Here is a 23,910-nt window from a genome sequence, read left to right as displayed (position 1 = left end):
GTTCCCTCGTGTTACGAGGAACGCTTGCCCGCCAGCCTGCGCTCCTCTCGTGCCCGTTGCTGCACAGCCTGAAATTCCTTCGGCTGCCAAAGCTGAAAATGATCCGCCCGACCGACGAAGGTCACTTCGTCCGAGATACCGGTGAAGTCGCGAATGAAATCCGTGACCATCAACCGCCCCTCGGCGTCGAGCTTCATGAAGACCCCGCCCCCGTGAATGAGAAGCGACATCTCGTTCGCTTCCGGCGAAAACGGATCCTCCGCAGCGATCTGCCGCTCGAACCTTTCGAGAAGGTCCGAACCGCCGACGCTGATCGCCGGAAACACAAAATCCTGGAAACAGTACAAATCCTGGATGTTGCCCTGCGCCATCACCGATCGAAACGCCGCGGGCACGGAGACCCTGCCCTTGGAATCGATCCTGTTGGTCGCATGTGAAAGGAAGCGGCCCATGACACGAAACATCCGTTCCCGAAAGAGCCCGGACAGCGATTAGGCGCCCCGAACCCCATTTCTCAGACACAGCTTCGCCAGCCGGACGGACGACATTCCATCCAGCGTCTCCGGTGAGGAGTACGCCTTTACTTTGCGATTGGTGGGCACTTGATTGCCCTTGCGCAGTGCAGGAATGGGATAACATGGGACCATATGGGCGTCAATGGGAAACGCCCGTCTCACGATGAGCGCAGTATCGAAAATTTATAAGCTGTTAAGTTTAACAAAGGGTTATGAACGCCCGAATTCTCAGGCTCCGAAGCGCCCCAAAGCGACACCGCAGCGCGTGGCGAAAAACATCCCCGGTTGCGGAAAATGAATTCGAACACGCCGCGCAGGTGAAAATCACAAAACTCAACTTTAAATGCACATCTGGCCATGAGCACCTCAAGCCACCTCCCCGTTCACCCGCATGTGTTCATCCGGCGTCTTATGCCTACTATGTCGTTAACGGAAAATAATGTATTTTAGATATCATGCATACACAAAGACAAAAACATATCCATTTGCAGAACAAACTAAGAAAGCACGGAGAAAATCCATGGCGAGTTTTAGCTTCAAGGGAATGTTGGCTGGAATGAAGTCGCCGAATACTCAGCCTCCACTGAAGAAAGTCGGCATGACTTCTGAAATTCAGTGCGTAAACTGTGGAAAACTACTCAAGAGATGGTCGGCACTTTCGCTGAGCAGCACGGTTTGCGAGGAGTGCCTTCGCCAGCCGCCAACGTCTCACTGAGCCCATAAGGGCCAGTGAAATCGTATGGACGTCGATGAAAAGACAATCGCCAGTTGGCCTGTAAGCCGGGTTCTGTATGGCTCCGGCCGAAACCGGAACGTGGCAGCCATTCCTCTGGGACAACGTTTGCACGTTGCCTCTCGCAACCCACCCGGATGACTGGCCTGGAAACCAGCCGGACGGCTTGCGCCGCCCGCGTCATCCCTATTCGGTCTTGCTCCCGGTGGGGTTTACCTTGCCATCGCCGTTGCCGGAGACGCGGTGGGCTCTTACCCCACCCTTTCACCCTTACCTGCCGAAGCAGGCGGTTTGCTTTCTGTGGCACTTTCCCTGAGGTCGCCCTCGCCGGACGTTATCCGGCACCGTGTTTCCGTGGAGCCCGGACTTTCCTCACCCTACCGTCTTTCGACATTGGTAAAGCGCGGCTGCCCGGCCAACTGGCCCGGCTCCCTTAACCGAGACTGGGAGCGAATGCCAACAAAATATCGCGTCAGGCTTCGCGGAAATACGGTTTGAAATCCGTCGCGTAGCCCTGTCCGTTGATTCGACCTTCGAGCAAGAGCAACGCGCCGAGCCGGCCGATCTCGTCGGAACTCTTGGCAGCCGTGCCGCAACCGCCCGTGAGAACGCCGACGCGGGGCGACGCGGTATAGCCGATCATCGGATGCCCGCTCGGCGTAAACGAGACGACGCAGGAGCCGCTTGACGTGGAGACCGGCCGCAGCTCCGGCACGACCCGCTCGATCAACCGCGTCAGATGCGACTGCACGCTCTCGCGCCCATCGGTCTTGAACCAGTCCCGCAGCTCCGGCTCGCGCTCCAGCCTGACATCATCGGGATCGCCGCCGATCTTCATGTAGACCTTGCCGTCGGGATAGCGGATCGGCGGCAGCATGTAGAAATCGTCAAGACCATCGACGCCGTGCGAGATCAGCGACGGCATGCCGGCAAACCGCGCGGCGGCAGCCTCGTCGACCTCGTAGAAGGCGATGGTGCGCGCATAAACCTTCAGATCAACAGGCTGCGGCAAGAGATTCTCCGCAATGGAAAAACCGCCGGCAGCGAGCAGCACCTTCTCGGCCCAATATGTCTTCCCACCAGCCGTCTCGACGGCAATCAGACCGCCCTCGTCCCGGATCGACACCGCGACCTCGCGGATGATGGAAGCCCCGGCCTTCTCGGCGGCGATCGACTGCGCCCTGACAAGATTGCGCGGGCTGATGTAGCCGGCGCCCGTCTGCTCGTGGACACCCTCGGTTCCGTCGGCAAAGGCAAAGAACGGAAACCGCTCCTTCAGGCCCGCATCGTCGAGCAGCGCCGTCTCGACGCCGAGCGACCTGGCAGCAGCCGATGTCCGCTCGACATAGCCATCCGGGCCGCCGCGCGCCGGGCCGACCACAAGGCAGCCGGCGGGCGTGTAGAAGGAAACGCCGCTCTCCCGCTCGATCTCGGCGTAGCGTCCGATCGAGCGATTGGCGAGAAGCGCCCAGTCGCGGTCGGGATCGATGGTGCGGGTGATGCGCCCCTCGTCGTAGTGGCTGGCGAAGACGCCGTCATGCCGCTTGCGATCCTGAGGCTCGTCCGGGCCGATGACGGCCACGCCATCGGTCGATTTCGCCAGATGCCGGGCGGCGGCAGCGCCCATCATGCCGCGACCGACGATGATATATTTGAAATCCACGCTCATGACCGTCCCGATCTATCGAAAAGAAGGCGTCAGCTGCCGGCCGAAATCGGCCTCGCCGAGCTCGCCTTCCGCAAGCAGCACCGCACCGAGCCGCCCGAGTTCGTCGGACGACTTCGCGGCAACGAAATTGCCGCCGGTCAGCACCGCGATGCGTGGCGAGGAGGTGAAACCGGCATAGGGATAGGCGGTCGGCGTGAAGGTCGCGACGCAGGGCGCCGACGTCACCGGGCAACCGGCAAGATCAGGCATCAACTCCAGCGCTGTCGCCACCAGCAGATCGCGCTCGGCAGGGTCGCCATCCGACCGGAACCAGGCGCCGGCATCCTGAAGCGTGTCGAAGCTGCGCGTCTCGGTATCGCCACCAAGCTTCAGATAGGTCTTGCCGTCGGGATAACGCACCGGTGGGAGAATATAGACGTGGTCCTCGTCGCTGTCGCCAAACACGATGCTCGACGGCATACCGCCGAAGATCGCCTTTTCGCGCTCGCCGAGCTCGTAGAACACAACCGTTCGCGCCGCGACGCGGGTATCCACGGGCGCGGGGAGAAGCTGGTTGAAATTGCTGAAACCGCCGGCCGCGACAAGCACGCGCTCGGCCGTATAGGTGCGGTCGCCGACGCTCACCTCGACATGCGAGCCGGCATCCTGGACACTGGTTACCGTCGCATCGATGATGGTGACGCCACCCACTTCCGCAAGCGCAGTCTGCGCGCGCACCAGGGCGCGCGGATTGACATGGCCGGCCCGGCGCTTCTCGTAATAGCCACTGAAGCTCTCCCTCAGCGTGAACTCGGGAAAACGCTGGCGCAAGGTCGCCGCATCCAGCACCTCATACTCGACGCCGAGCCCGTCGGAGACCTCGATCGCGCGTCCGAGATAGCCCTGCCCCGGTTGCGGCACCGGCCCGGCGAACAGGCATCCGGCTTCGGTGAAGAAGGAGATGCCGCTCTTCGCCTCGATCTCGGCGTAACGGTCGAGCGAACGGGCGGCGAGCGTCGCCCAGACGATATTGTCGTCGAAGGTGCGGGTAATGCGCGCCTCGTCATAGTGGCTCGCGAACACGCCGTGGTGGCTCTTGCGCTCAACAGGCTCGCTCGGGCCGATCAGCGCCACCCCTTCGATCATAGCGCTGAGATGCCGGGCCGCAGCCGCGCCCATCATGCCGCGCCCGATTATGATCGCCTTGAAATCACATGCCATGTCTCACCTCGTTTCAAGGTGAGATAGCACGATCTGCAAGTTGAATCATATTGTTAAGTCATGCCCTCAGGTGATTCAGCCACAAGCGCTTTCGCCCGTGGCTATCCACGCTGGCGATCAGTTGATCATCGCCAGCACCTTGCCGCAATAGGCCTTGGAAACCGGGTTCATGCGGGTCGCCGCGTGGCCGGCATTGTACTTGAGGATGGTATCGCAGGTCTCGCCGCCACCAAGCGTGTGCGCCGCTGCCAGATACTTCATGCCGTACTTGATGTTGGTATCCGGATCGAAGAGACCCTTGCTGGAACCAGAATAACCCATCATGCGAGCCGTCGCCGGCTTGATCTGCATGAGGCCGATTTCGCCGGCGCTGCCGCGAGCATTCGGATTGTAGTTGCTTTCGACACGAACCACGGCATGCGCGAGTTCGACCGGGACGTTGTACTCTTTGGCGTACTTGACGATGATCGCCGCGTACTTGCTACCGGGCATGTCGGGCATCGCAAAACCGGACGTACGGTCGACGGTATTCAGTGCCACGGTCTTCTGGGCCTTATCGGTCTTGGCGACCTTCTGCACCCGCTGGGTCTTGTGAACTTTCGGAGCCTTCTTCGAGGCCACTTCGGCCGTTTTGGCCTTCTCTGTCTTTTGCGTCTTGAGTGTCTGCGTCGTCTCTGTCGCTTGCGCTCTATTGCCCCATTCGCCTGCGTTTGCGCAATTGAATCCCATCAGCAGTGTGCTGGCGCACACCACAGCAGAAAAAATCTTTCTCATGTAGTCCAGATACTCCAAGCAAAAGAAAAGCTGCGTATAAATGAAATCCGAACGCAGCATAAATTCGCATCAATACTCAAAGTATCAGCGATATTTCTTTTCTGTTTCAATTGACGACGGTCGACAACACACAACAAAACAACCGGCGCCGTTTAGCGACTGCGGTTAGACCATCGCATTGAGGAGATAATAGGGAAAACATGTGGCAGCGCAGCAAACCCGTAAAATCTAGGGGTATATGCCGGCAAATCGGCCCGGTCTCAGGCGCCGTAGCGCGGCAGGGCCGATAGCAGGCGATGCAGCGTGTCGATCGTCGAGAAATCGGCGATCCCATCGACCCTCTCGGGACGGAAATGACGCTGGAAGGCTTCGATCTCGCCGGCCACCTTGTCGGAAAATTCGCCTGTGATCTCAGTGCCGTAACCGTAGAGCGACAGCATGGACTGCAGGGCTTCGACCGGCTGCCCCTGGTCGCCGCGCTGAAAGAAGCGTCCGCCGGTGATCGCGGCCGGCGCCACCCAGTGGCCGACGCCCCTGGAGTGCAACAATCCCCAGGGGAAGTTTTCGCCCGGATCAAGCTTGCGCCGAGGGGCGACATCGGAGTGTCCGAGCACCCTTTCCGGCACGATGGACCAACGTTCGCCGCAGTCGCGACACAATTCGATCACCGCATCGAGCTGCGCCTGCGGATACTCGGGGCAACCGCCCGGATGCCCTGCATTGGCGATCTCGATACCGATCGACGACGAGTTGATATCGGTCTCGCCCTGCCAGATGCTCTTGCCGGCGTGCCAGGCGCGCCGTGCCTCCGGAACGAGCTGCACGACGTCGCCATTCTCATGCACGAAGTAATGGCACGAGACCTGGCTCTCTTCGCGACAGAGCCAGTCGAGCGCTCCGTCCGCGGTCGGCATGCCGGTATAATGGAGAATGATCATATCGGGCTTTCGCCCATCGACGCGCTCACCATGGTTCGGCGACGGCCGTACGCTGGCTTTGGCGTAGTCTGCCTCAAAGGCGGTCATGCGGCGCGGCGTTCCTTCTCGATCGCCTCGTAGGCGGCATTGAGCGCCGCCATGCGTTCATTGGCAATCGCATGGAACTCTGCCGGCACGCCGCGCGAGATCAGCCGGTCCGGATGATGCTCGCTGACCAGACCATGGTAACGGCGGCGGATCGTCGGGAAATCGTCCGACGGCGAAACGCCGAGCACCTTGTAGGGATCGCCGCCGATCGACACATGCCGCGCGGCGATCTGCTCGAAGCGCTGCTCGCTCATGTGGAAGATTTCGGCCACATGAGCGAGGAAGGCGAATTCCTTCTCGTGAATGACGCCATCAGCCTTGGCGATATGGAACAGGCCGTCGAGTACTTCTTCCAGAACCGGGCAGTTGGCGGCGCAGGTCACGCAGAGCGTCGAAAGCCGCTCCGCATAGGCCTCGTAGCCGGCCACATCCTGGCGCGCCAGATTATAGAGACGCGCGACGTTGGCGGCCTGATCGTCGGGGAATTCGAAAATCTCGCGGAAGGCCTGAACCTCCTTCTCGCTGACGATCCCGTCGGCCTTCGCCATCTTCGCCGACAGCGCGATGATCGCGACCGAAAACGCCACCTTGCGCCGCGTCTCGGGGTCGCCTTCAAAGACCGTGCGAACAGCCTCGACCACGGCGGAAAGCGCATTTCCCGCAGCGTTGCCTATGGCGTTCAGCAGTTTTTCCCAGAAGGACATCAGGTCTCTCGTCTAATAAAAGGAGAAACACCTTGAACAAATAAAGGTTGCCTTTGCAAGACGGGGATTGGCCGCAAGGTTGAAAACACCTTTCACAATTCGGTAATGGTGGCGTGTAAYCGAGACATTGGCACCCTTTGCCGACCCCAAGCCAGACGGCCTCGTGACGCTTTGTCGCGCCGCATCGGGACGCCTTCGGACAGACGCGCCGACGATTTCCACAATCCCATGCAAACCGCGGTTGCTGCCTGAACCGATTAGATCAGCACCTGCGGGCGACTTGCCTGCTTAACCGCGTTGCAACACGCATTTTTCACAGAAACAACACTTTACACCATCTCTTCTCTGCCGCATCCATGCACGACCGAACCAAGCTTAGACACGGATAGCGGAGACACCCATGGCCAAGAAAAAAGTCGCAATGCTCACGGCAGGAGGCCTTGCGCCTTGCCTCTCTTCGGCCGTCGGCGGGTTGATCGAACGCTACACCGACATCGCCCCCGATCATGAACTGATCGCCTACCGCTCCGGCTACCAGGGCGTGCTTCAGGGCGACAGCATCAAGATCACGCCCGAGATGCGCGAGAAGGCCTATCTGCTGCATCGCTACGGCGGCTCGCCGATCGGCAACAGCCGCGTGAAGCTCACCAACGCCGCCGACTGCGTCAAGCGCGGGCTCGTCAAGGAAGGCGAAAACCCGCTGCGGGTCGCAGCCGAGCGCCTTGCCAATGACGGCGTCAGCATTCTCCACACGATCGGCGGCGACGACACCAACACGACCGCGGCCGACCTCGCGGCCTATCTCGCCGCCAACGGCTACGACCTGACGGTCGTCGGCCTGCCGAAGACCGTCGACAACGACGTCGTTCCGATCCGCCAGTCGCTCGGCGCCTGGACGGCGGCCGAAGTCGGCGCGCACTTCTTCGACAATGTCAGCAACGAGCAGACCGCCGCTCCCCGCACGCTCATCATCCATGAAGTCATGGGCCGCCACTGTGGTTGGCTGACGGCGGCCACCGCCCGCGCCTATCTGAAGCGCACCCGCAACAATGAATATGTCGACGGCATGATGACCAATGCTGGCATGAAGAGCATCGACGCGGTTTATCTGCCCGAAACGCTCTTCGACCTCGAGGAAGAATCGGCGCGCCTGAAGGAGATCATGGACCGCACCGGCCATGCGACGGTCTTCGTCTCGGAAGGCGCCTGCCTGGACGCTATCGTCGCCGAGCGCGAGGCAGCCGGCGAAACCGTCAAGCGCGACGCCTTCGGCCACGTGAAGATCGACACGATCAATGTCGGCGGCTGGTTCCAGAAGCAGTTCGCGAGCCTGCTGAACGCCGAGCGTTCGCTGGTTCAGAAATCCGGCTACTTCGCCCGCTCCGCGCCTGCCAATGGCGACGATCTGCGCCTGATCCAGAGCATGACCGACCTAGCCGTCGAGAGCGCGCTGAACAAGGTCTCGGGCGTGACCGGCCACGACGAAGGCCAGAACGGCAAGCTGCGCACCATCGAATTCCCGCGCATCAAGGGCGGCAAGGCTTTCGACACCTCGGTCAAGTGGTTCGGCGAACTGATGGACGAGATCGGCCAGAAATACGAAGACGCATGATTGACGCAGGCGAGATATGATGTCTTTGCTTGTCCTCTAATGAAAGAGGAGGAGATTCCATGTCGCTCGAAGCTTGGCTGGCATTTGCTGCCGCATCGGCAATCATGCTGGCTATCCCAGGGCCGACGATTCTCCTCGTCGTATCTTACGCGCTCGGCCACGGCCGCAAGACAGCCTTTGCGACCGTGAGCGGCGTGGCGCTCGGCGACTTCACCGCGATGACGGCGTCGCTCTTCGGCCTCGGCGCGCTGCTGGCGGCGTCGGCCACGCTGTTTACCGTCCTGAAGTTCATCGGCGGCGCCTATCTGATCTGGCTCGGCATCAAGCTCTGGCGGGCGCCGATCATTGACGGCCCGATGGCCGACAATGACAATCTGCCCGAGGAGAAATCGCTGAAGATTTTCCTCCACGCCTATGTGGTGACCGCGCTCAACCCGAAGAGCATCGTGTTCTTCGTCGCCTTCGTGCCGCAGTTCTTGAATCCTGCGCTTCCCTTCTTCAGTCAGATGCTGATCATGGAAGCCACCTTCCTCGTGCTCGCGACAATCAACGCCTCCACTTACGCGCTTGCCGCGCACGCCGCGCGGGGCCTGATTCGCAAGGCCGCCGTGCAGCGCGCGGTCAATCGCACGGGCGGCACATTGCTCATTGCAGCCGGTGCCGTGACCGCCGGATATCGCCGTATCGCCGCCTGAGAATCTCAGGTTACCGACCGCGAAAAGCTCAAGAAATTTTCCGTGGGTTGCCGCAAAGCAACGAATAGGTTAATTGGCAATTCAGGGCTTAAGGTTTTTGGTAACTTTTGACGCTGCCGGGGTGGCGCGTTTTCACGAGAGTGAGAGTATGGCAGCGATCGGTATTTCCGGCTTGAAACGCAATCTCATCGTATCCACGATGCTGTGCTGCGTTGCTGCTGGCTGCTCGAGCGTCGAATACACCTCCCAGGCAGATTTGATGGCCGAACAGGTCGTCGTCCCTACCCCGAAGCCCGGCGAAGACGCGATGTTCGCGGCCATTCCAGCAGGCGAAGGCACACCTGGTACTCAGATCGGCGGCGATCAGACCGCTCCATCCGTCGCAACCGCCGCCATGCCGACAGTCGATTCGGCGCAGCAGACCGCGCAGTTGCAGCCTGCCGCTTACGGCCAGATCCCGCTGACACCTGAAATGACCGCGATCCAGTCCGTGGTGCCGACACCGCGTCCGGGTGCTCCGTCGACCGAACTTGCTTTCGCCGCCAGCCCGCAGAACAATGCCATTGCCGCCCTGTCGGCGATCGACACCACGCCGCACTCGATGATGGACTACGGCTTCGACACGTCGGGCCCGATGGACCCGCCGACCGCGCCGCCGATGTTCAGCGACAATGACAGCGACGACGATGGCGCACCGACGGTCGAAAAGAGCGCGATCACCAAGATCATCGAAAAGTACTCGCAGATCTATAAGGTTCCCGCGACGCTGCTTCACCGCGTCGTTCACCGCGAAAGCCGATACAACCCGAAGGCCTACAACAAGCGCGGCTACTTCGGCCTCATGCAGATCAAGTACAACACCGCCAAGTCGATGGGTTACGACGGACAGCCTGAAGGCTTGTTCGACGCCGAAACCAACATCAAATATGCCGCCAAATACCTGCGCGGCGCATGGCTGGTGTCCGACAACAGCGAAGACAACGCCGTCAGGCTATATGCCCGCGGCTACTACTACGACGCAAAGCGCAAGGGCATGGACGACATCGCCCACGGCAACTACTAAGCCTTACAGCCTTTAACGTCTCTATTGCGCGAGATCGGCCGAGGCCGATCGGGTCGGCGGCGGCAGCTTCGCCAATATCTCCTTCAGCAGAATTTCCGGCCGGTATCTGAGCCAGCTCGGTGTCAGGCCAAGCCTGACCATGACGAGACTGGCCRAGGGCACGATCACCATGCTCTGTCCGTCATGTCCTTCCAGCCAGAAGGCGTCGTCCGGAATGCCGGTCTCCCCGCTCCTGCCGCTGCCGGGCGGGCGAAGCCAGGACTGACCATGCGAATACATGCCGCCGGAAGATGCCGTCGGCGTGCGCATCATGCTCATGAAGCTCTCGGGCAGCAGCCGCTCACCGTTCCAGACCCCATCCTGCAGCAGGAACTGCCCGAACCGCACCCAATCGCGCGCCGTCGCATAGAGATAGGAACTGCCGGCGAAAGTTCCGCGCGCATCCACTTCGAACGCCGCGCTCGACATGCCGAGCGGATCGAACAGCGCCGTCCTCGGATAGTCGATCGCCTGCTTCTCGTCGCCAAGGCGATCCATCCAGATGCGGGAGATCAACACGGATGTTCCGCTAGAGTAGTTGAACTGCGTGCCGGGGTCGTCGTCGAGAGCAAGGCTTGCCGGCAGCGCCGTCTGGTCGGCGTCGAGATAGAGCATGCGCGTGACGTCAGCCACGGTGCCATAATCCTCGTTGAACCTGAGGCCGCTCTCCATCCCAAGCAGCTGCCCAAGCGTGATCTGCGACCGCTTGTCGTCGCGCCATTGCGCAAACAGCCCGGCATCCTCGGCGCCGATCTTGCCGTCGAGCATCAGCCGGCCGACGAGCGCCGCATTGACCGTCTTGGTCATCGACCAGCCGATCAATGGCGTTTGCGGCCCGAAACCCTTGCCGTAGTTCTCCGCGACGATCTTGCCGTCATGCAAGACGACCACGGCGCGCATATGCGCGCCCGTCAAATCAGGGTCGGCGAGCAGTGCTGCAATCGCCGCGTCGTTTTCGATCGGCAGCGCGGCTGCGTCCTGTGCAGGCTTCGCGACGACAGGCTCGGGCACCGCCTTTCGCGCAGCAGCGAAATCGCCATCAGGCACGGCCGTGCAGCCGAGGCCATCGCGGTAGATCGCATAATTGGCCGCAAACAGCCCGAGGATGCGCGCCGTCACCTGCTTGCCGGCCTCATCGACCTGCACGCGAATCAATCTGAGTAAGGGATTGCCGGGCGCCTGGACGTCTTCGGCAAGCACGGCATTCGCATCGCGCCCCGCCAAGAAGACATTCGAGCAGACGATCTTCGCCGCATAGCCGTCGCCGATCCTGAGCAGCTCCGGCGGCCTGACATAAAGCCAGCCCGCACCCGCAACGACGATGACAGCAACACCCGCAGCCGCCGCCTTCAAGATGCGCAGAACGCGTCCCATGAGCACCCCTCCCCAGCCAATAGAGAAACAGGAAAATTGCCCTTTAGAAAGCGCCGTCAAGTCCCGGCCGTTCCCAATTGCGCGAGGCGCCCGCAGCCCGGCCGCCCACAGGGGACGTCATCAAACTGTAGCGCCGCCGCGTTAAACGCCCTGAACGCTAAATGTTGAGAGACTCACTTATGACGGAATTTGCCCCGGATGCCGGCTTCCGCAAGAACCGGAAACTCAAGGCAGCTCTTCTCCGCCACAAGGCCTTTTCGAAAGAGGGCCTGTCCGAACGTCTTTTCGGGTTGCTCTTTTCCGGCCTCGTCTATCCGCAGATCTGGGAAGATCCCGATCTCGACATGAAGGCAATGGAGCTCGAGCCGCATCACCGCATCGTCACCATCGGCTCCGGCGGCTGCAACATGCTCGCCTATCTCTCGCAAAGCCCGGCTTCGATCGACGTCGTCGATCTCAACCCGCACCATATCGCGCTGAACAAGCTGAAGCTTGGCGCCTTCCGCCACCTTCCCGCTCACGCCGATCTCGTTCGCTTCCTGGCAAGACCCAACCAGTCCGCCAACAGCCAGGCCTTCGATCGCTTCCTGTCGGCCAATCTGGATGAAGCCACGAGCAACTACTGGAACGGCCGCAAGTTCGGCCGCCGCCGCGTCACCGTCTTCGACCGCAACATCTACAAGACGGGCCTGCTCGGCCGCTTTATCGGCGCCGCCCACCTTCTCGCCCGCGTCCATGGCATCGACCTCACCGGCGTCGCCAAGGCGAAGACGATGGAAGAACAGCGCCAGCTCTTCGACGAGAAGATCGCGCCTCTGTTCGAAAAGCCTGTCGTGCGCTGGATCACCAGCCGCAAGAGCTCGCTCTTCGGCCTCGGCATCCCGCCGCAGCAATATGACGAGCTCGCAAGCCTCGCCGCCGACAATTCGATCGCGCCGGTTCTGCGCCACCGCCTTGAAAAGCTCACCTGTCATTTCCCGATGCAGGAGAACTACTTCGCGTGGCAGGCCTTCGCCCGCCGTTATGCCGATGAAGGCGAAGGCCCGCTGCCGACCTACTTGAAGGCCGAGCACTACGAGGCGATCCGCGCCAATGTCGATCGCGTCAGCGTTCATCATGCAAGCTTCACCGAACTGCTTGCCGGCGAACCGGCCGCCTCGCGCGACCGCTACATCCTGCTCGATGCGCAGGACTGGATGACGGACCAGCAGCTCAACGACGTCTGGTCGGAAATTTCGCGCACCGCCCGCGACGGCGCCCGCGTCATCTTCCGCACCGCCGCCGAAAAGAGCATCATCGAAGGCCGCCTGTCGCCCGCCATCCGCGACCAGTGGACCTATCTCGAGGATCGCTCGCTCGAACTGACCGCGCTCGACCGCTCGGCGATCTACGGCGGCTTCCACATCTATGTGAAGAAGCCATGAGCCAGACAGATATGAGCCCGGTGGACGCCCCCTCTGAGAAACATGCCGACCTGATGGACGGCATGTATCGCTACCAGCGCCATATCTATGATCTGACGCGCAAATACTATCTCCTTGGCCGCGACCAGACGATCCGCAATCTCGATCTTATCAAGGGCGCCACGCTGCTCGAGGTCGGCTGCGGCACCGGTCGCAACCTGGCGCTGGCCCACAGGCATTATCCTGAGGCCAAGCTCTACGGCCTCGACATCTCGCAGGAAATGCTGATCTCGGCCCGCAAAACCTTCGCGGGCCTGAACACCTCGGCCGATTTCCGCGTCGCCGACGCCACGGCCTTCAACGCCCGCGATTTCGGCGTTGATGGCTTCGACCGGGTGATGATCTCCTACGCGCTGTCGATGATCCCCGATTGGGAACGCGCGATCGACGCCTCGCTCGCGGCACTCGCGCCCGGCGGCCAGTTGCACGTCGTCGATTTCGGCCAGCAGGAAGGCCTGCCTGGCTGGTTTCGCGCCCTGCTGCGCTCGTGGCTCGACAAGTTCCACGTCACGCCGCGCGCGACGCTGCGAGACGTCCTGCAGGCCAAGGCTGACCAGGAAAATGCCCAGCTGATCTTCAAGACGATCGGCGGCGGCTATGCCTGGCGCGCGATAATAATTAAGGCCCGCTAATATTTAGCTTGAAACTAACCGATTTTTTACGTTGATATGGTGAATAGAGAGGGCATCTAAGCGCTGGACGCGTCAATTCGAAGGTCAGGCTGTGGGGCAAAAAGATCATTCGGTTCACGACGGAACATCCATGCGCCGGCTTCTGTTATGCGTATTGCCCCTTGCCCTTATGCTCGCTGGCTGCACCTCCTCGGGCTATGACTATCTCTCCACCGCCTCCATAAAGCCGAAGATGCGGTTCCAGGACACCGATCCGCAGGATTTCGGGCCTAAGCATCCGCAGCAAAACGCCATCCACGGCATCGACATCTCCAAGTGGCAGGGCGATATCGACTGGCAGACGGTGCGCAAGTCGGGCGTCGACTTCGCCTTCATCAAGGCGACCGAAGGCAAGGACCGCATCGACCCGCGCTTCAGCGAATACTGGCAGGAAGCTCGCCAGGTCGGCATTCCGCACGCCCCCTATCATTTCTACTATTTCTGCTCGTCCGCCGACGAACAGGCGGACTGGTTCATCAGCAACGTGCCGAAGGAATCCATGAAGCTGCCGCCGGTGCTCGATGTCGAGTGGAACGGTGAATCGAAGACCTGCCGCACACGTCCCGATCCCGAGACCGTGCGCTCCGAGATCAAGCGCTTCATGGACAGGCTCGAAGCCTATTACGGCAAGCGCCCGATCATCTACACCTCGGTCGACTTCCACCGCGAAAATCTCGACGGCTATTTCCAGGATTATCACTTCTGGGTCCGCTCCGTCGCGAAGCACCCTGAGGTCACCTACGCCAACCGTCGCTGGGCCTTCTGGCAGTACACCTCGACCGGCGTGATCCCTGGGATCAAGGGCCCGACTGACATTAACGTGTTCGCGGGTTCGGCGAAGAACTGGAATAACTGGGTCGCTGCCGTATCCAAGGATAGGAATTCTTAGTAACGTCCCGTTTTCTTTCTTGCTTCTGTCACAATCATTTGGGACATCGACAGCAATTCAAGCAATGACGAGGATACACTCCATGCACCGCACGCCTGCAAGCCGTTCTGCGCTCGCTCTCCTCCTTGCCGCTGGTCTGGCGACCGGCGCGGCAGCGCAAACACCGGCCCCGGCCGCACCGGCCAGTCAGGCGCCCGCGACGGCGGCAGCCCCCGCCGCGCCTGCGTTCGCATGTGACGGCGATCTCTCCACCTTCCTCGCCGGCGTTAAGGCCGAAGCGATCGCAGCCGGCGCATCGGCAGAGGCCGCCGACAAGGCGCTTGCCGGTGCCCAGATCGATCCGAAGGTGCTGAGCCGCGACCGCGCCCAGGGCGTGTTCAAGCAGACCTTCCTCGAATTCTCCCAGCGCACCGTCAGCCAGGCCCGCCTCGACATCGGCCGCCAGAAGATGAAGCAGTTCGCCGACGTCTTTGCCCGCGCCGAACAGGAATACGGCGTGCCCCCTGGTGTCATCACCGCCTTCTGGGCGATGGAAACCGATTTCGGCGCCGTGCAGGGCGATTTCAACACCCGCAACGCGCTCGTGACGCTCGCTCATGATTGCCGCCGTCCGGAACTCTTCCGCCCGCAGCTGATCGCGCTGATCGAGATGGTCCAGCACGGCGACCTCGACCCCGAGACCAACACCGGCGCCTGGGCCGGCGAAATCGGCCAGGTCCAGATGCTGCCGCGCGATATCATCGCCTACGGCATGGACGGCGACGGCGACGGCCATGTGCGCCTGAAGCAGAGCGGCCCGGACGCCATCCTGACCGCCGCCAAGTTCATCCAGCACCTCGGCTTCCAGAAGGGCCAGCCCTGGCTGCAGGAAGTCACCATCCCGCAGGACCTGCCCTTCGAGAAGTCGGGCCTCGGCGGCACGATGACGGCGGGTGAATGGTTCGCGCTCGGCGTCAAGCCGCGCAACGGCGACACCAGCTTCGGCACGCTGCGCGGCGATCTCGTTCTGCCGCAGGGCCGCCTCGGACCGGCCTTCATCGCCTATCCGAACTTCGGCATCTATCTCGAATGGAACAAGTCCTTCATCTACACGACCTCGGCCGCCTATTTCGCGACCCGCCTCTCCGGCGCCGAGCCCTATCTCAAGGGCACGCCTGAGCAGGGCCTGACCAACGACCAGATGAAGGAACTGCAGACCAAGCTCGACACGATGGGCCACGACGTCGGCGCCATCGACGGCATCCTTGGCTCCGGCACCCGCATCGCCATCCAGAAGCAGCAGCAGCGCCTCGGCATGCCGGCCGACGGCTGGGCAACGCCCGCCCTCCTCAACGCGCTCTGAGCGCCCGCGAGAAAGCTGAAAACGACGACAAGAGCCGGGCCAAGCGCCCGGCTTTTTCGTTTTCCGATTTCGTGAGCGTTTTCAGCGGCCTGTACCACGCCTGCAATCCGCCACAGGCGTAAACGGTGGGTCGCCCTTTTTTACGCTCCGTTAAAATGTGTGAATATTTTTCCGACCGATTTTGTCGTGAAGATTCAGCGAAGTAGCTTTTGTCACCAGTGGGAGATGTGACATTTTCGCCGCATCGCAGCAAAAAAAGCGCTTTCCAACTGCCACAGTCCCGACATATTATCAGCTCGTTAACGCGAGGAGACAGACATGGGACTGACACGATCCTTGAATGTCCTTTTGATCGGTGCGGCGTTTCTTTTCGTGCTGTCGATGCTTTTCATCTGACACAGGATGCCGCTTCAAACGGACTATGCCGACACTCCTAGGGCGAAGAGTTCATGAAACAGAAAAAGCGCATGCCATCGCGGCATGCGCTTTTTCAGTTCTATAGACTGTAAACTTCGCCTTGATCAGGCGGCAGCACCGGCGCTCTTGGCCGCATTGCGCTTGAAGCCGAGGTTGGTCAGAACCGCCGAGACCAGCGGCGAGCGGTTCATCGTATAGAGATGGAAATCCGAGACACCGCGACGCGCCAGATCCTCGATCTGCTCGGCGGCGACATCGGCCGCGACCTTGGCGCGCTCTTCCGGCTTGTCGTCATAGCCCTCGAAGCGCTCATCGAGAAACGCCGGGATGACGGTGCCGCAGGCGCCGGCGAAACGCTTCAGCTGCGTCAGGTTCATGATCGGCATGATGCCGGGAACGACGGGAATGGTGATCCCGGCGGCGCGCACCTTTTCCAGGTAGCGCTCGAAATTGTCGTTGTCGAAGAAGAATTGCGTCAGCGCCCGGTTGGCGCCGTTGTCGGCCTTGCGCTTCAGCATGTCGATATCGGCGGCGACATCGCGGCTTTCAGGATGTTTTTCCGGATAGGCCGAAACCGAGATTTCGAAATCGCCGAGCTCGCGCAGTCCCGCGACCAGCTCCGAGGCGTTGGCGTATCCACCCGGATGCGGCGTGTAGGGCGCGCCGACGCCATCGGGCGTATCGCCGCGCAGCGCCACGAAGTGCTTCACGCCGGCCTTGCGGAAGCTCTCGACGACGCTGTGCGTCTCTTCCTTGGTGGCGCCCACGCAGGTGAGGTGCGAGGCCGTGGCAAGCGGCGTGGAGCTGATGAAGCGCGACACGGTCGCCAGCGTCGGCGCCTTGGTCGTGCCGCCGGCCCCGTAGGTCACCGACACGAAGTCGGGGTTCCAGTCCTGCAACTCGCTGACGGTCTTCCAGAGCTGGCCCTCGGCCTCTTCCGACTTCGGCGGAAAGAACTCGAACGAGATGCCGATCCTGTTGCGCGCGTCCTGGTTCAAAGCCATGTCAGTCTCTCCCGGCAAATGTGGGTGCGGCGTGATCGCTCTCGGCGGAGGCCATCAGGCGCCTGGGGTCGCGCGCGAGCCAGATGGTGACTGTAAGCCCCTGCCCGCTCTCGTGCCCCGGATGAAGATCGACGACCTGCTCGATATCGAGCCCCGCCTTGCGCAGCCAGTCGGTCATCGACTGGTGCGAGAAGCCGAGACGCACATGCGCGTGGTCGTCACGAAGATATTCCAGCGTGTGAGGCGCCAGATCGATGATGACGAGCCGTCCGCCCGGGCGCAGCATGCGCGCCGCTTCCCCGATGGCGATTTCCGGCTGGTCGAAGAAGTGCAGGACCTGATGGATCGTCACCAGGTCGAAATCCTGCGCCTCGAAAGGCAGATTCAGGATATCGGCATGGCGCACCGAGGCCTTGGTGATGCCCGTCCGGTCGAGATTGGCCCGGGCGACGCTCAGCATGTCACGGCTGGCATCGACGCCGATCGCGCGGCGGTAGAGCCCCGACAGAAGCTCGAGGATGCGGCCGGTGCCGGTTCCGAGATCGAGCAGCGAATCGATCGGCTGGCTGCCGAGCAGCCGGATCACGGCGGCATCGACCTCCTCGTCGGCCGCATGCAGGCGGCGAAGCTCGTCCCACTCGGCGGCATTGCGGCTGAAATAGGCCTGCGCCCGCTCGGAACGCTGGCGCTTGACGGCATCGAGCCGCTCGCCGTCGCGCAGGATGACAGGATCGTTGTCGGAGGCATGCGCCAGAAGATTGCGCACGAAGTTCGCCGCCTTCCCCTCCTGCCGCAGCCGGAAATAGGCCCAGGCGCCCTCCTGATAGCGATCGATGAGATCGGCTTCGCCAAGCAGCTTGAGATGGCGCGAGATACGCGGTTGGGATTGGCCGAGAATTTCGGTAAGATCAGTCACGGTCACGTCGCCGGCGGCCAGCAGCGCCAGAAGACGTAAGCGCGTCGGCTCACCCGCCGCCCGCAGCACGTCCACCAACGCATCCAAACCTAGCCTGACGGGTTCACCCATATCCGATCCAATCAACATATAAAGATATCTTTATGTGAAATGATTTGGTCGTGCAAGCGGCATTTCGATCGGTTCACGAAATTCCCTGCGCAAATCGCGACATGGGCTCTCACAAAAAAAGCCCCGGCGAACCGGGGCTTTTTTTCCAGTTGCTCTTCCGAGCGAAGGCTTATCGCGTCAGGCGCTTGTAGGCCTGGCTGCCAGGGTTCAGCGCGTCGGGGCCGAGGCGGCGAACCTTGTCTTCTTCGTAGTCCTCGAAGTTGCCTTCGAACCATTCGACATGGCCGTCGCCTTCGAAAGCGAGGATGTGCGTCGCCAGGCGGTCGAGGAACATGCGATCGTGGCTGATGATGATGGCGCAGCCGGCGAAGGCTTCGAGCGCGCTTTCCAGCGCACCGAGCGTTTCCGTATCGAGGTCGTTGGTCGGTTCGTCGAGGAGCAGAACGTTGCCGCCGGCCTTCAGCATCTTGGCGAGGTGAACGCGGTTGCGCTGACCACCCGAGAGGTTGCCGACCTTCTGCTGCTGGTCACCGCCCTTGAAGTTGAATGCGCCGCAATAGGCGCGCGAGTTCATGTCGAACTTGCCGAGCTTGATGACTTCGGCACCGCCCGAGATTTCTTCCCAGACGGTCTTGTTGCCGTCGAGCGCATCGCGGCTCTGGTCGACATAGCCGAGATGCACGGTTTCGCCGATGCGGATCGAGCCGGCATCCGGCTTTTCCTGGCCGGTGATCATCTTGAACAGCGTCGACTTGCCGGCGCCGTTCGGGCCGATGATGCCGACGATACCGCCCGGCGGCAGCTTGATCGTGAGATCGTTGATCAGCGTGCGGCCTTCGAAGCCCTTGTTGATGCCTTCGAGCTCGATGACCACCTGGCCGAGACGCTCGGAGACCGGGATGATGATCTGCGCATCGCCGGGGCGGATGTTTTCGGCGGCGTCGACCAGCTGTTCGTAGGCCTTGATACGAGCCTTCGACTTCGCCTGACGGGCCTTCGGGCTGGAGGCGATCCACTCCTGTTCACGCGACAGCGCCTTCTGACGGCCGGCTTCTTCGCGGCTTTCCTGCTGCATGCGCTTGGCCTTCGCCTGCAGGTAAGCCGAGTAGTTGCCTTCGTAAGGAATGCCGCGGCCGCGGTCGAGCTCGAGAATCCAGCCCGTGACGTTGTCGAGGAAGTAGCGATCGTGGGTAATCATCATCACGGCGCCAGGATAGTCGCGCAGGTGCTTTTCAAGCCAGGCGATCGTCTCGGCGTCGAGGTGGTTGGTCGGTTCGTCGAGGAGCAGCAGATCCGGCTGCGACAGAAGCAGGCGGCAGAGCGCGATACGGCGACGTTCACCACCCGAAAGCAGCGTGACGTCGGCGTCCTTCGGCGGGCAGCGCAGCGCTTCCATCGCCATCTCGACCTGCTGTTCGAGGTCCCAGAGGTTCTGGCTGTCGATGATGTCCTGGAGCTTCGCGCCTTCATCGGCGGTCTCGTCGGAATAGTTCATCATCAGTTCGTTGTAGCGGTCGAGCACAGCCTGCTTGTCGGCCACGCCTTCCATGACGTTTTCGAAGGCGTTCTTGGCCGGATCGAGATGCGGTTCCTGCTCGAGATAGCCGACGGTCGCACCTTCGGCGAGCCAGGCTTCCCCTGTGAATTCCTTGTCCTGGCCGGCGATGATGCGCAGCACGGTCGACTTACCGGCACCGTTCGGGCCGAGGATACCGATCTTGGCATCCGGGTAGAACGACAGGTTGACGTTTTCGAGGATCTTCTTGGCGCCGTAGGACTTGTTCAGTCCCGACATGTGGTAGATGAACTGACGTGCCATCGGTAATTCTGCTCCGGGGGAAATTGGTTTGCCGCTATGTAGGCGAATTGGCGCCCGGGGGCAACGCGCCAGCGGCAGAATCCACCCGCTTTGTCGCGGATCACCCGCAGTTTGAGGCGGAAAATCAGCCCGCTCTACCGCAATGCGGCGTGGTCGATCCGGAAAAGCTGGAAATCACTGCGCGTGGGCGGATTGACCCGCTCCAGCCCCGGCCAACCATCCCCACGCGCCAACGCGGCATAAAGCGGCGCCTGCTTCGGATCGGCTTCGAGGGGGAAGCGGCACACGGCGACATAGTCGAAAGGCGCCAGCGCTGCCCGGCGCAGTTGCGTATCCGAGGTCATGAACGCCTCGAACATCCGCTTCATGCCGGGCGATGCGCGATGAAACGGCATGGCGCCGACCGAGAATCCCGTCGGCGCCGCCATGATGAGCGGCAGCGCGATCCCCTGCGGCACGGCCACGCGTCCGGGTGGGACGGCGTCAAGCACGGAGAAGTCCTGCCCCGCGCATTCGCTCGCCGTCATGTAGTCGACCTCGTCGAATGTGTGCACGGACGACCGGAGCAGTACGAGGGACAAGCAAAGCGCTGCGGCAATAGCGGCAGCGGCGACCCCGGAAAGCCGGTAAGCCCTGTCGAAAGCCGGTAATTTCATCGTCATCGTCGCGATGACAGCAGGCAGGAAGACCGGCATCAGCGCGATGGGAAAGCGAATGTTGCGCGTCACGAAGACGGTCAGGATCAGCGCGCCCAGCGCCATGAGATAGGCAATGGCCGGTCCGAACGACCGCTCCTGCATTCTGAAGCGGACAACCGGCGCGACAAAGGCGGCAATGGCGGCCGTCAATGCAAGGAGCACCAACAGATCACGTCGGTCGTTTTCATAGAAATAGAGGATGCTCTTCTCTTGCCAGATCCGGTCGAACCACAGCTCGCGCGAGAGCGGATCGATGATGCCGTATGGTCCTGACATGCAGGATGGAAAGAAGACGGCGGCGGCGATCAGCAGAGCGCCAGCCGGAATTGCCAGCGCCAGCAGCCGCTGAAGCGGACCGGAGCGATCACGCTGGATCGCTGCGCATGCACCAAGAATGGCGGCAAATCCACATAGCAGAAAGATATAGGGAGCCGAGAAGGCATCGCATTGCGTCGAAACCGCACCAGCGGGGCCGATGAACGCCATGGCGGAGGCAAGCGTCACGCTCGCCATCGAAACGGATGAAGCAACGAGGACGGTGCGAACCCCGGCGACGTTGCAAATGTAGCAGAGAACGAGCCCGCCATAGGCGATGACGACGAACGGCAAGCATTCCAGGCCGATCACCGTCGAGATCGCCGCACCCGCACCGATCATCAGCCCGCCTGCCCGGTCCCATCGCACAAGCCCCGCGACGATCATCAGGAGGGCAACGATCTGCACGTTATGGTGATCGATGCGACCGGGCGAAAACTCGGCCACGCCTATGCTCATCAGCACAGTTGCGATCATGAGCGACAGCGTGAGCGCTGTCTCACTCAGCACGAACCCCGCAAGCAGGCGGCGTGCGGTCGCCGCAACCAGCAGACAGCAGATCGACAGCATCATTGGCGGCCAGACCTGAAAGGCAACGGAAAGCCCCTGCGCGGTCGACATGAAGGGCTGTAGCAACCAGGCAATTGCCACGTAAGGAAGATCGACCAGCCGCGACCATGGCGAGACATAGGTTGCCGGCATCGAGATGAAGGGCAGCGAAAGATCGAACCAATGCCCCTGCGGGGACATCAGGTGACGGATCTGAAGCTCACGCAACTGATCGTCGATATCGCCAACAAACAATATGCCATCGGCGACATCGAACAACACCATCGCCAAGGCGGTCGCATAGACGACCAGAAACATTCGCCACAGTCGCATCTCACTTGCGGCGGCCTGATCGCTTTCAGATGCAACTATGTCGGACATCGGTCGTCACTCGAGCTGTTGGTCACCGCCAACCCGAGACGATAGACGTCAAAAATTGAGATTATCCTACGACCTCAAAATCCCGCCGCGTCGACAATCCCCTCGTTGCAGCCGAACGAGGTCCGGCCCGCTCCCTGGATGAGATCGCCGAGATCCTTGCCCTTCCCGTCCGTCGCATTGCCGGAGAGACCGATCGTCAATTCGCTGATGACGCGGCTGTTGCCGGCGCGGCGGCAGCTCATCTTTACCCGGTCGCCGGCGCCGGGGCCGAAGCTCTTGTCGAAAGCCGCCTTGATCGCGTCTCCAGTCAGTGACTTGCCGATATTGGCGGCGAACAGTTCCTGGACGGCGGATCCGTTCAGGTCTTCGATCAGCCGCACGGCATCGGCGAAGTAGGCGTCGGCGCTCATGCCGGTGCAGGTGCCGTGCTTGATCCATTCATGCCGCTCGAGTGCCGATTGCGTGCCGGGCATCACCTTGTCGAGCGATGCCTTCGTCTCGGCCGAGAGTTTTACCTCCGGCAGATCCCTCCAGTCGCCACCCTTGTCGGCGGAGCGATCAGCGTCGGAAACACCGCAATAATCCTTGCGCATCGGCCAGAGTCCGTGCAGCGAGAAGTTCTTGGCGTCGTAGCGGTCGCTGCCTTGGCTGGCGCATTCAGCCTTTCGCTGGTTGGTCTGGCAGAAGGCCGGCTGCCAGCAGGCCGCGAGAATGAAGCGCGTGCGCCCGCCGCCCTCTTGCGCCGAAGCCGGGACTGCCATGATCGACAACAGGAACAACACGATGACGCGAAAACCGAGATTGCCCATACCCATCCCCACGAAAGAACAATTCATGAACATCAAAGCACGCGGCGCATCAGCAGGCAAGCGGCAAAACGAGGCAAGCGAAAATCTCCGGCACAACCTATCCCGCCTGTTGCATTTGGCGGATGTTCTGGTCTTCTCCCGCCACGGAGGAAATCATGTTTGCAGATACCCGGCGCCTCGACCATGCGGGCGCGTCCCTCGCCTATCACTATCAGCAGCCCGAAGGCACTGAGCGCGGCATTCTCTTGATCAGCCATGGACTGGCCGAGCACTCGAAACGCTACCAGCGCTTCGCGGAGATGATGGCCGCGCGCGGCTACCATGTCTACGCCCACGACCATCGCGGCCATGGTGAGACCACTGCGCCGAACGCCCCGATCGGTCGCTTCGCAAGGCGCGATGGCGCGATCCTTGTCATCGACGATATCGAGGCGATGCGCGACGAGGCGGCGACCGAGCATCCAGGCCTGCCGATCATCCTCTTCGGCCACTCCATGGGCGGGCTGATCGCCCTCAACGCGGCCGTCACCTACCCGCGAAAATTCGACGCCGTCGCCGTCTGGAACTCGAACTTCAATCCGGGCTTGGCCGGCCGCGCGGCGCAGGCGATCCTTTTGATCGAGCGCGCGCTGAAAGGCTCCGACGTCCCGAGCGACCTGCTGCCGAAGCTCACCTTCGGCACCTGGGCGAAATCGGTCGCCAACCGCCGCACGGATTTCGACTGGTTGTCGCGCGACCCCGCTGAAGTCGACAAGTATGTGGCCGATCCGCTCTGCGGCTTCGGCGCTTCCGTCTCGCTCTGGCTCGACCTCTTCGAGCTCACCTTCCGCGCGCCGCAGAAAGAACATCTCGCCCGCCTACCGACCGAAACGCCGATCCATCTGGTCGGCGGCGGCCAGGATCCGGCGACGGAGAATGGAAAAGCCATCCTCTGGCTGTCAAACCATTTGAAAACGCATGGCTTCTCCCGTATTAGCACTGAGATATATCAGGACATGCGCCACGAGACCTTGAACGAGATCGGCGCCGACGCCGCCATATCGGCATTCGCCGATTGGTGCGATCAGGCAACCGCGCGTCCCGTCAACGGCTGATCCCGCTCCCCTACCCCAAAATCAGAGAA

Annotated in this window: 20 protein-coding genes and 1 other RNA gene; 8 read left to right on the top strand and 13 right to left on the bottom strand. The window is 61.6% G+C overall.

Features of this window, described 5'->3' with window-relative positions; genetic code table 11:
* Window positions 1-11 precede the first annotated feature (11 nt).
* From mraZ to AC1DOG_RS01830, 7 genes are all read right to left on the bottom strand, one after another.
* A complete protein-coding gene (gene mraZ / locus AC1DOG_RS01860) occupies window positions 12-452 on the bottom strand; it encodes a division/cell wall cluster transcriptional repressor MraZ (RefSeq protein WP_018897559.1) in 441 nt (146 codons plus the stop codon).
* An 823-nt stretch (window positions 453-1,275) separates the two neighbouring features.
* An RNA gene (gene rnpB, locus AC1DOG_RS01855) (RNase P RNA component class A) lies at window positions 1,276-1,671 on the bottom strand.
* Window positions 1,672-1,720: 49 nt separating this feature from the next.
* A complete protein-coding gene (locus AC1DOG_RS01850) occupies window positions 1,721-2,917 on the bottom strand; it encodes an NAD(P)/FAD-dependent oxidoreductase (protein WP_477926599.1) in 1,197 nt (398 codons plus the stop codon).
* Window positions 2,918-2,929: 12 nt separating this feature from the next.
* Window positions 2,930-4,117 (bottom strand): FAD-dependent oxidoreductase, encoded by a 1,188-nt coding sequence (locus AC1DOG_RS01845; protein WP_477926598.1) that lies wholly within the window; start codon window positions 4,115-4,117, stop codon window positions 2,930-2,932.
* 117 nt (window positions 4,118-4,234) lie between these two features.
* Window positions 4,235-4,891 (bottom strand): lytic transglycosylase domain-containing protein, encoded by a 657-nt coding sequence (locus AC1DOG_RS01840; protein ID WP_477926882.1) that lies wholly within the window; start codon window positions 4,889-4,891, stop codon window positions 4,235-4,237.
* A gap of 260 nt (window positions 4,892-5,151) precedes the next feature.
* A complete protein-coding gene (locus AC1DOG_RS01835; RefSeq protein WP_477926597.1) occupies window positions 5,152-5,916 on the bottom strand; it encodes an N-acetylmuramoyl-L-alanine amidase in 765 nt (254 codons plus the stop codon).
* Entirely contained in the window at window positions 5,913-6,620 is a 708-nt protein-coding gene (locus AC1DOG_RS01830) for a J domain-containing protein (protein ID WP_111562117.1), read from the bottom strand. Before AC1DOG_RS01830 ends, AC1DOG_RS01835 begins: the two co-directional genes overlap by 4 nt.
* 400 nt (window positions 6,621-7,020) lie before the next feature.
* On the opposite strand from AC1DOG_RS01830, the gene AC1DOG_RS01825 reads away from it, so the two are divergent.
* From AC1DOG_RS01825 to AC1DOG_RS01815, 3 genes are all read left to right on the top strand, one after another.
* Entirely contained in the window at window positions 7,021-8,232 is a 1,212-nt protein-coding gene (locus tag AC1DOG_RS01825) for a pyrophosphate--fructose-6-phosphate 1-phosphotransferase (protein ID WP_018897553.1), read from the top strand.
* 59 nt (window positions 8,233-8,291) lie between these two features.
* Entirely contained in the window at window positions 8,292-8,927 is a 636-nt protein-coding gene (locus tag AC1DOG_RS01820; RefSeq protein ID WP_477926596.1) for a LysE family translocator, read from the top strand.
* Between the two features lie 148 nt (window positions 8,928-9,075).
* On the top strand, window positions 9,076-9,990 hold the full coding sequence (locus tag AC1DOG_RS01815; RefSeq protein WP_477926595.1) for a transglycosylase SLT domain-containing protein: 915 nt from the start codon (window positions 9,076-9,078) through the stop codon (window positions 9,988-9,990).
* Window positions 9,991-10,011: 21 nt separating this feature from the next.
* On the opposite strand, the gene AC1DOG_RS01810 is transcribed toward AC1DOG_RS01815, so the two are convergent.
* Complete coding sequence (locus AC1DOG_RS01810) at window positions 10,012-11,403, bottom strand: serine hydrolase domain-containing protein (protein WP_477926594.1); 1,392 nt, start codon at window positions 11,401-11,403, stop codon at window positions 10,012-10,014.
* Between the two features lie 179 nt (window positions 11,404-11,582).
* Between AC1DOG_RS01810 and AC1DOG_RS01805 the strand changes: the two genes are divergently transcribed.
* From AC1DOG_RS01805 to AC1DOG_RS01790, 4 genes are all read left to right on the top strand, one after another.
* The gene (locus AC1DOG_RS01805) at window positions 11,583-12,827 is read left to right on the top strand and encodes a BtaA family protein (RefSeq protein WP_112944311.1); all 1,245 of its coding nucleotides are present in this window, start codon (window positions 11,583-11,585) and stop codon (window positions 12,825-12,827) included.
* The gene (locus AC1DOG_RS01800) at window positions 12,824-13,498 is read left to right on the top strand and encodes a class I SAM-dependent methyltransferase (protein WP_477926593.1); all 675 of its coding nucleotides are present in this window, start codon (window positions 12,824-12,826) and stop codon (window positions 13,496-13,498) included. The genes AC1DOG_RS01805 and AC1DOG_RS01800 overlap by 4 nt, the downstream gene beginning before the upstream one ends.
* 130 nt (window positions 13,499-13,628) lie before the next feature.
* The gene (locus AC1DOG_RS01795; protein ID WP_026282822.1) at window positions 13,629-14,426 is read left to right on the top strand and encodes a glycoside hydrolase family 25 protein; all 798 of its coding nucleotides are present in this window, start codon (window positions 13,629-13,631) and stop codon (window positions 14,424-14,426) included.
* A gap of 82 nt (window positions 14,427-14,508) precedes the next feature.
* Complete coding sequence (locus AC1DOG_RS01790) at window positions 14,509-15,768, top strand: lytic murein transglycosylase (RefSeq protein ID WP_477926592.1); 1,260 nt, start codon at window positions 14,509-14,511, stop codon at window positions 15,766-15,768.
* Window positions 15,769-16,289: 521 nt separating this feature from the next.
* On the opposite strand, the gene metF is transcribed toward AC1DOG_RS01790, so the two are convergent.
* From metF to AC1DOG_RS01765, 5 genes are all read right to left on the bottom strand, one after another.
* Window positions 16,290-17,189: a methylenetetrahydrofolate reductase [NAD(P)H] gene (gene metF, locus AC1DOG_RS01785; protein WP_477926591.1), complete on the bottom strand. Its 900-nt coding sequence runs from the start codon at window positions 17,187-17,189 to the stop codon at window positions 16,290-16,292.
* Window position 17,190: 1 nt separating this feature from the next.
* Window positions 17,191-18,216 carry an ArsR/SmtB family transcription factor gene (locus AC1DOG_RS01780; protein WP_477926881.1) on the bottom strand — a complete coding sequence of 342 codons (1,026 nt, stop codon included), beginning with the start codon at window positions 18,214-18,216 and terminating at the stop codon, window positions 17,191-17,193.
* 169 nt (window positions 18,217-18,385) lie between these two features.
* Window positions 18,386-20,035, bottom strand: coding sequence for an energy-dependent translational throttle protein EttA (gene ettA / locus AC1DOG_RS01775; RefSeq protein WP_113198340.1), 1,650 nt, complete (start codon window positions 20,033-20,035; stop codon window positions 18,386-18,388).
* Window positions 20,036-20,169: 134 nt separating this feature from the next.
* Entirely contained in the window at window positions 20,170-21,978 is a 1,809-nt protein-coding gene (locus AC1DOG_RS01770; protein WP_477926590.1) for a hypothetical protein, read from the bottom strand.
* 74 nt (window positions 21,979-22,052) lie between these two features.
* Window positions 22,053-22,787, bottom strand: a complete 735-nt coding sequence (locus tag AC1DOG_RS01765) for a ribonuclease T2 family protein (protein WP_477926589.1) — start codon at window positions 22,785-22,787, stop codon at window positions 22,053-22,055.
* 155 nt (window positions 22,788-22,942) lie between these two features.
* Here AC1DOG_RS01765 and AC1DOG_RS01760 point away from each other — a divergent pair, with 155 nt between their 5' ends.
* Window positions 22,943-23,881 carry a lysophospholipase gene (locus AC1DOG_RS01760; RefSeq protein WP_477926588.1) on the top strand — a complete coding sequence of 313 codons (939 nt, stop codon included), beginning with the start codon at window positions 22,943-22,945 and terminating at the stop codon, window positions 23,879-23,881.
* The last annotated feature ends 29 nt before the right edge of the window (window positions 23,882-23,910 follow it).

The organism is Rhizobium sp. 01N48 (assembly GCF_056399145.1).
This window is presented reverse-complemented; position numbering and strand designations above follow the sequence as displayed.

Coding starts and splice junctions, on each gene's coding strand:
- mraZ (WP_018897559.1), bottom strand. CDS start 452: ATGGGCCGCTTCCTTTCACATGCGACCAACAGGATCGATTCCAAGGGC.
- AC1DOG_RS01850 (WP_477926599.1), bottom strand. CDS start 2,917: ATGAGCGTGGATTTCAAATATATCATCGTCGGTCGCGGCATGATGGGC.
- AC1DOG_RS01845 (WP_477926598.1), bottom strand. CDS start 4,117: ATGGCATGTGATTTCAAGGCGATCATAATCGGGCGCGGCATGATGGGC.
- AC1DOG_RS01840 (WP_477926882.1), bottom strand. CDS start 4,891: ATGAGAAAGATTTTTTCTGCTGTGGTGTGCGCCAGCACACTGCTGATG.
- AC1DOG_RS01835 (WP_477926597.1), bottom strand. CDS start 5,916: ATGACCGCCTTTGAGGCAGACTACGCCAAAGCCAGCGTACGGCCGTCG.
- AC1DOG_RS01830 (WP_111562117.1), bottom strand. CDS start 6,620: ATGTCCTTCTGGGAAAAACTGCTGAACGCCATAGGCAACGCTGCGGGA.
- AC1DOG_RS01825 (WP_018897553.1), top strand. CDS start 7,021: ATGGCCAAGAAAAAAGTCGCAATGCTCACGGCAGGAGGCCTTGCGCCT.
- AC1DOG_RS01820 (WP_477926596.1), top strand. CDS start 8,292: ATGTCGCTCGAAGCTTGGCTGGCATTTGCTGCCGCATCGGCAATCATG.
- AC1DOG_RS01815 (WP_477926595.1), top strand. CDS start 9,076: ATGGCAGCGATCGGTATTTCCGGCTTGAAACGCAATCTCATCGTATCC.
- AC1DOG_RS01805 (WP_112944311.1), top strand. CDS start 11,583: ATGACGGAATTTGCCCCGGATGCCGGCTTCCGCAAGAACCGGAAACTC.
- AC1DOG_RS01800 (WP_477926593.1), top strand. CDS start 12,824: ATGAGCCAGACAGATATGAGCCCGGTGGACGCCCCCTCTGAGAAACAT.
- AC1DOG_RS01795 (WP_026282822.1), top strand. CDS start 13,629: ATGCGCCGGCTTCTGTTATGCGTATTGCCCCTTGCCCTTATGCTCGCT.
- AC1DOG_RS01790 (WP_477926592.1), top strand. CDS start 14,509: ATGCACCGCACGCCTGCAAGCCGTTCTGCGCTCGCTCTCCTCCTTGCC.
- metF (WP_477926591.1), bottom strand. CDS start 17,189: ATGGCTTTGAACCAGGACGCGCGCAACAGGATCGGCATCTCGTTCGAG.
- AC1DOG_RS01780 (WP_477926881.1), bottom strand. CDS start 18,216: ATGGGTGAACCCGTCAGGCTAGGTTTGGATGCGTTGGTGGACGTGCTG.
- ettA (WP_113198340.1), bottom strand. CDS start 20,035: ATGGCACGTCAGTTCATCTACCACATGTCGGGACTGAACAAGTCCTAC.
- AC1DOG_RS01770 (WP_477926590.1), bottom strand. CDS start 21,978: ATGTCCGACATAGTTGCATCTGAAAGCGATCAGGCCGCCGCAAGTGAG.
- AC1DOG_RS01765 (WP_477926589.1), bottom strand. CDS start 22,787: ATGGGCAATCTCGGTTTTCGCGTCATCGTGTTGTTCCTGTTGTCGATC.
- AC1DOG_RS01760 (WP_477926588.1), top strand. CDS start 22,943: ATGTTTGCAGATACCCGGCGCCTCGACCATGCGGGCGCGTCCCTCGCC.